6 protein-coding genes are annotated in these 5,361 nt (G+C 69.7%); 4 read left to right on the top strand and 2 right to left on the bottom strand.

Annotation, left to right across the window (positions count from 1 at the left end; translation table 11 throughout):
• Window positions 1-80 precede the first annotated feature (80 nt).
• Window positions 81-395, bottom strand: coding sequence for a hypothetical protein (locus JHN63_RS47010; protein WP_200691268.1), 315 nt, complete (start codon window positions 393-395; stop codon window positions 81-83).
• Between the two features lie 163 nt (window positions 396-558).
• Between JHN63_RS47010 and JHN63_RS47015 the strand changes: the two genes are divergently transcribed.
• Window positions 559-918 (top strand): arsenate reductase family protein, encoded by a 360-nt coding sequence (locus tag JHN63_RS47015; RefSeq protein ID WP_200691269.1) that lies wholly within the window; start codon window positions 559-561, stop codon window positions 916-918.
• A gap of 132 nt (window positions 919-1,050) precedes the next feature.
• Window positions 1,051-1,737 (top strand): hypothetical protein, encoded by a 687-nt coding sequence (locus JHN63_RS47020; protein ID WP_200691270.1) that lies wholly within the window; start codon window positions 1,051-1,053, stop codon window positions 1,735-1,737.
• Between the two features lie 3 nt (window positions 1,738-1,740).
• On the opposite strand, the gene JHN63_RS47025 is transcribed toward JHN63_RS47020, so the two are convergent.
• Window positions 1,741-2,607, bottom strand: a complete 867-nt coding sequence (locus JHN63_RS47025) for an alpha/beta fold hydrolase (RefSeq protein ID WP_200691273.1) — start codon at window positions 2,605-2,607, stop codon at window positions 1,741-1,743.
• Window positions 2,608-2,905: 298 nt separating this feature from the next.
• On the opposite strand from JHN63_RS47025, the gene glnII reads away from it, so the two are divergent.
• Both glnII and JHN63_RS47035 read left to right on the top strand, forming a co-directional pair.
• Window positions 2,906-3,934, top strand: a complete 1,029-nt coding sequence (gene glnII / locus JHN63_RS47030; RefSeq protein WP_200691271.1) for a glutamine synthetase — start codon at window positions 2,906-2,908, stop codon at window positions 3,932-3,934.
• A gap of 98 nt (window positions 3,935-4,032) precedes the next feature.
• Window positions 4,033-4,971, top strand: coding sequence for a hypothetical protein (locus JHN63_RS47035; RefSeq protein WP_200691272.1), 939 nt, complete (start codon window positions 4,033-4,035; stop codon window positions 4,969-4,971).
• Window positions 4,972-5,361: the final 390 nt, after the last annotated feature.

Consider the following 5,361-nt stretch of genomic DNA (forward strand, 5'->3'; position numbering starts at 1 on the left):
AGTCGCCCGTCCCGCACTTTCAACCCCGGCCAACCCTCAACGCCGAGCACGCCAAGGGCACAACGCACCCGGCGTCACGATCAACGCGAGTACCGCATCAACGCCCGCACCATGTGACACGTCGTGTCCGACGGCGCATGGACCCCGATCAGTTCCGCGGCGCTGCGGATCGTCTCGTTGCGGGCCTGGTTCGGGACGTACACGCCCGAGTCGAGCAGGGCGATGGCCAGCCGCATCGCCTTGAGGCGGCGGTTGTGCGTGACGTACCACTCCCGCGGGCGCCCGGGCGGCAGCGGGCGCTTCTCCACGGGCACGTAGGGCAGGTCGAGTTGGACGGGACGCTTCGCGGTGGACTGGGTCGGCAACGACTTCGGCTTCAGTGCGGCAGCGGGCACGGACATCCTCCTGTCGCGGTCAGGGCGCCGTCCGGACCCCCCGGCGACACCCTCGAACACTGCTTCTATTTTACTACCCGCCACTGACAAACGCCCTGGCCACAAAGGCTGTTGAGGGCACTGTGACGTGGGTGGAAGACGGGTTTCGCGTACCGTGAATCCCATGGAGATCTGGATCAACCCGGCCTGTTCCAAGTGCCGCAGCGCCGTGAGCCTGCTCGACGCGGAGGGCGCCGAGTACACCGTCCGCCGCTATCTGGAGGACGTGCCGAGCGAGGCCGAGATCAGGGCCGTACTGGAACGCCTCGGGGTCGAACCGTGGGACATCACCCGCACCCAGGAGCCCGTGGCGAAGGAGCTGGGGCTCAAGGAGTGGGCGCGGGACGGGAGTTCGCGGGCGCGGTGGGTGACCGCGCTGGCCGAGCACCCGAAGCTGATCCAGCGCCCGATCATCACCGCGGACGACGGCACGGCGGTGGTCGCCCGCAGCGACGAGGCCGTACGGGAGGCACTGTCCCGATAGCAGGCACGCCACAGCTGATCCACAACTTCCGTGTGGCGTACGTCACTTCAGTGACTCATGTGTCGGGTGAGTTACATCGTTCGGTATCCCGTACATAGCGGCGTACGGTCCCCTACCCCACAGGAGACGCGCATGTCGCGCAGGAGAACTGCCAGCACGAAGAAGAAGCTGGCGCTGCTGGTCACCGCAGCCGCGGTCGCCGGCGGCGGGGCCTTCGCCCTGGCCACCACGTCGAACGCGTCGCAGTCCACGGCCCAGAACGCCAAGACGCTGTCCGCGACGAACTCGACGGTCTGCCAGGGGCTCGCCACCGCCCTCGGCAACAACCAGACCTTTATCGCAGGCCAGAAGGCCAACCCCGACGCACAGTCGGCGGCGCGGATCGCCAACCGCGAGGCGGTCATCGCGCAGATCAAGGTGCAGCAGAAGGCGTCCGGTTGTGCGGTTGGGGAGTCGGCTCAGGGCTCCCAGACCACGCAGCCGGCGCAGTCGGCACCCGCGGCCCCGGCCACCTCCAAGGCGACCCCGCCCGCGGGCAACACCGGCAACACGGGTGCCGGCGCCGCCGCGGGCAGCCAGGTGTGCAACGGCTCGACCGTCACGCTCTCCGGCGAGGCCGGTGCGCCCGCCGCGTCCAGCAACCAGTTCCCGGCGGGGACGACGCTGAAGGTCACCAACCTGGACAACAACAAGTCCACGACGGTGAAGGTCACTTCGGTCTCCGGCAGCTGCGTCCTGCTGAACAACGCGGCTTTCGAACAGGTCCGTGAGCCCGGCAAGTTCCTCATCCGCCGTGCTCTGATCCAGAAGGTGGGGTGACGCTCAGGGTCCGAGAAAACCGGTGAGGTGACGGCCCAGTCGCTCCGGCGCGGCCTGCGGCAGCGCGTGATGAGAGACGTCCGCGAGGATGTCGATCTCCACGTGCGGCAGCAGACCCGCCGCCCGGGTCTTCACCAGGTGCGTGTCACAGGTCCTGCTGCTTCCGGCCAGAAGCAGCAGGACCGACGCGTTCAGCCCGCGCAGCGCGTCCGGCGCCGGGCGGGGACCGGTCACCGGTTTCGCGGACGGGAACCCCGCGCCCGCCTCCTGGAGGCGCAGCCAGTCGGGGTCCAGCACCGCTCCCCCGGTCTCCCACTCCAGGAACGCGCGGACCCGGCGCGCGGTGGGCCATAGCAGCATCGGCAGCGCGTGCAGCAGATACGCCGTCTCGAACCCGGCGAAGCACTGGGTCGGGTCGAGGAGGAACAGACGGCGTACGCGGTCGGGCGCGTGCAGGGCGTAGTGCAGGGCGATCCAGCCGCCGTAGGAATGACCACCGAGGTCGGTGGACGTCGGGCCGAGCCCGTCGAGGACCGCGTCCAGCCAGGTCATCAGGTCGGCCACCGTGCGCGGGCGCCGGCCGGGGGCCGGGACGCTGCGGCCTGGGAAGCCGATCAGGTCGACGGCGTGGACACGGTGACCGGCCCGCGCCAGCTCGCCGGCCTGCGCGTACCAGGACGCCGAGGTCGCTCCCCCGCCGCCCGGCAGCAGCACGAGCGGACGCCCGTCGGCGGGCCCGCACACGTTCACGTACGTCTCCCCGAACGGCGTCGGGACGGTCACCGCCTCGCGCTCCCCGGGCCACTTCGCCATGACCTTGTCGTAGGCGAACCCGAAGCGGTCGGGGTCGTACGTGCCGCGAATACTCATGGTCATGCCCACTCGCCTCTCCCTCCCCTTGTCACCCCTGTTGTTACCCCCGCGCCGCGGCCAACCCCATCGCATACGAGCCGTCCGGCCACCCCCGTCCGCGACTGCGAACAGTGCGCTCGGCGAAGGTCACGTGAATCGCGCCACAGCACCACCAGGTAACACGGGGTTCACACTTGAGCAATGATCGGGAAATCGCATATTGACAGGCTGCCCGGCATGAATCGCGGCGCTCCAGTGCCGCTGCGCCGCAGCACCCGCGAGTGCGACGAATGACCCACCCCGAAGGATGTGGCCCGTGACCTTCAAGGCTGAGTACATCTGGATCGACGGCACCCAGCCGACGGCCAAGCTCCGTTCGAAGACGAAGATTCTGGCGGACGACGCCAAGGGTGCCGAGCTCCCGATCTGGGGCTTCGACGGGTCGTCCACGAACCAGGCCGAGGGGCACTCCTCGGACCGCGTGCTCAAGCCGGTCGCCAGCTTCCCGGACCCGATCCGCGGCGGCGACGACATCCTCGTCATGTGCGAGGTCCTCGAGATCGACATGACGCCGCACGAGTCCAACACGCGTGCCGCGCTCGTCGAGGTCGCCACCAAGTTCGCCGCTCAGGAGCCGATCTTCGGCATCGAGCAGGAGTACACCTTCTTCGACGGCGCGCGCCCGCTGGGCTTCCCCGAGGGCGGCTTCCCGGCCCCCCAGGGCGGTTACTACTGCGGTGTCGGCGCCGACGAGATCTTCGGCCGCGAGATCGTCGAGGCCCACCTGGAGAACTGCCTGAAGGCCGGTCTCGCGATCTCCGGCATCAACGCCGAGGTCATGCCCGGCCAGTGGGAGTTCCAGGTCGGCCCGGTCTCCCCGCTGGAGGTCTCCGACCACCTGTGGATCGCCCGCTGGCTGCTCTACCGCACCGCCGAGGACTTCGGCATCTCCGCGACCCTCGACCCCAAGCCGGTCAAGGGCGACTGGAACGGCGCGGGCGCGCACACCAACTTCTCCACCAAGGCCATGCGTGAGGGCTACGACGCGATCATCACCGCGTGCGAGTCCCTCGGCGAGGGCTCCAAGCCCCTCGACCACGTCAAGCACTACGGCGCCGGCATCGACGACCGCCTCACCGGCCTGCACGAGACCGCCCCGTGGAACGAGTACTCCTACGGCGTCTCCAACCGCGGCGCCTCGGTGCGTATCCCGTGGCAGGTCGAGAAGGACGGCAAGGGCTACATCGAGGACCGCCGTCCGAACGCCAACGTCGACCCGTACCTGGTGACGCGCCTCATCGTCGACACGTGCTGCACCGCCCTGGAGAAGGCCGGCCAGGTCTGATCCGCACCCCCGCTTTCCCGGAGGGGCGTCCACCGTCGTGGTGGGCGCCCCTTCGCGTTGCCGTCCGCGTTGTCAGTGGCGCGTGCAAGTCTTGGTCCATGGACATCCACGGGGGCATCGACACGGGTCTCGACATCAAGGTCGAGACGGAGAACGGGCAGGCGCACAGCCGTATTTCGGCCGTACGACTGCGGGAGCTGGTGGCGCGGATCGGGGGCGCCGGCGACCGCTTCCTGGTCGTGCAGCGGATACCGGACCTCCCCGATGTGTTCGCCCAGGTGTGGCACGAGGAGGGCGGGGACTACCGCCTCGAACACCGGCTGAGCGAGGACGAGTTCTACGGTACGAATCTCACGGACGCGGTGCGCGTGGCGGAGCTGCTGACCGGCTGGGCGCGGCAGGCGGAGGGCGCCGACTGGGACGCGGGCGTCGTGTGGGAGCCGGTCGACCTGGGGCCCCGGGAGGAGGTGCCCGAGCTGCCGGACGCGGTGCGGGAGAAGGTCGAGGAGCGGGTGCGGACGCGGCTGCGCTGCGGCTACGACGACCGGAAGGTGCTGACCGAGATCGCCGAGGAGTGGCTGGTCGACGGCGACGAGCGGCCGGTGTCGCGGGCGCAGGCCTCCCGGCTGGTGGACCGGCTGTGGCTGGAGCGCGTGGCCGAGCAGGCGGTCTGGGAGGGCGTCACCGACCCGGACCGGCTCACCGGCGCCTTCGAGGCCTTGGACGCGAGCGGCATCACCGCCCGGGAGGACTTCGCCTGCTGCCGGGGCTGCGGCCTCGCGGAGATAGGCGCGGAGCGGGAGGGCGCGCGTGGCTTCGTCTTCTTCCACCAGCAGGTCACCGAGCACGCCGTCGAGGGACACGGGCTCGCTCTGCACTACGGCGGGTTCGACGGCTCGGCCGACACCACCACGGCCGTCGGGCACGAGGTCCTGGCCGCGCTCCGGGCCGCCGGGCTGTCCGCCGACTGGAACGGCGATCCGGACAGGGCGATCGACGTCAAGCCGCTGACCTGGCACAGACGGCTGGTGGGCTGAGGGGCCGGACGTCAATTTCCCGCCAAGGGGGCGTCCAAGCTGTGAGAGGAGGGTCCTGTTGCGGGCGTGTGTCTGGTTCAATGGGCGCATGGGCAACTACCAGAAGTGCGGAGCGACGGGTCGCCGTGACCTGGAGCCCTTCTGGCCTTCCCGTCAGCACCATGACTTCGACCGGGTGTGTTGTCGCGCGATGAACGCGCCGGCCCTCTAAAGCCGTACCACCTTCGGCCTTTGGCCTGCGCGACTCGACGTACGTCCCTCGACGAACCTCTCGCGCGAAAGAGCTGACCTCTCATGGCGATCATCCGTTCTCTCCCCGCTCTCCCCTCCGCCCCGCTCGACACCCCCACCCCGAACGCCCCACGGCATCATCTGCGCGCCGTGGACCGG

This window comes from Streptomyces sp. MBT65, assembly GCF_016612545.1.
Lineage (GTDB): Bacteria > Actinomycetota > Actinomycetes > Streptomycetales > Streptomycetaceae > Streptomyces.

What these genes read in the sequence shown, in the direction of transcription:
- JHN63_RS47020 (WP_200691270.1), top strand. Translation starts at nt 1,051, where the DNA reads ATGTCGCGCAGGAGAACTGCCAGCACGAAGAAGAAGCTGGCGCTGCTG.
- JHN63_RS47035 (WP_200691272.1), top strand. Translation starts at nt 4,033, where the DNA reads ATGGACATCCACGGGGGCATCGACACGGGTCTCGACATCAAGGTCGAG.
- JHN63_RS47025 (WP_200691273.1), bottom strand. Translation starts at nt 2,607, where the DNA reads ATGAGTATTCGCGGCACGTACGACCCCGACCGCTTCGGGTTCGCCTAC.
- JHN63_RS47015 (WP_200691269.1), top strand. Translation starts at nt 559, where the DNA reads ATGGAGATCTGGATCAACCCGGCCTGTTCCAAGTGCCGCAGCGCCGTG.